Raw genomic sequence first — 856 nt, forward strand, 5'->3', positions numbered from 1 at the left:
CCCGACGCGTCCTCAAACGCCACCTGATCGACGTCATCCACCGCGTCATGACCCAAGACCGAGCTTCCTGGCAGCATCACATCACCCAACACCGGCTCGCCGCTTGACATAGAAGCGTCAACGGGCTGTTGCGCCAGTACTTCCCCAAGGGCACCGACCTGTCCCGATGGAGCGGCGACGAACTGGCCGCCATCGCCACGGTCATCAACTCCCGTCCCCGTAAAATCCTCGGCTGGAGGACACCCGCGGAAGCCCTCAACGATCATCTACGATCAGCATAAGCCGGTGTTGCGACGACCAGTTGAATCCGCCCCGTCTACACCGCCCCCAGTGAGGATGCGGCCATGGAGCGGTTCCTGGAGTTCCAGGAGACGTGGGGGAGGAAGTATCCGGCGATCGTGAAGCTGTGGTCGGACGCCTGGGCCGAGTTCGTGCCCTTCCTCTCCTTCGACGTCGAGATCCGCAAGGTGATCTGCTCGACGAACGCGATCGAGAGTGTCAACGCCCGCATACGCAAGGCCGTCCGGGCCCGCGGACATTTCCCCAACGAGGCCGCCGCCCTCAAGTGCGTCTACATGGCGCTGATGAGCCTGGACCCAACGGGGAAGGGCCGCAAGCGGTGGACCATCCGCTGGAAGGCGCCCCTGAACGCCTTCCAGATCGCCTTCGAGGGCCGCCTGACCCCGAGCAACAACTGACCACTCAGCAACCAAGATCAGCCGTTAAATTGGGTCTGGCCCGTAGTCGGTGGTGACGGCGGGTAGCCATCAGCGCAGGAGGATACGGTGGCGGAGGAGGTCGAATCCGGCGCGGCCGTGCATCTGCCGCATGATCCGTTTCGTTCTGGTGTTGACGC

The 856-nt window shown here is 63.6% G+C and carries 2 pseudogenes; both read left to right on the forward strand.

Going from position 1 to position 856, the window contains the following annotated elements:
• Nucleotides 1-107: 107 nt before the first annotated feature.
• A pseudogene (locus C1I97_RS38090) lies at nucleotides 108-281 on the forward strand (IS30 family transposase); the annotation flags it as partial.
• A 24-nt stretch (nucleotides 282-305) separates the two neighbouring features.
• Nucleotides 306-698, forward strand: a pseudogene (locus C1I97_RS38095) (transposase); the annotation flags it as partial.
• Nucleotides 699-856 lie beyond the last annotated feature (158 nt).

Source organism: Streptomyces sp. NTH33 (assembly GCF_003236365.1).
GTDB lineage: Bacteria > Actinomycetota > Actinomycetes > Streptomycetales > Streptomycetaceae > Streptomyces.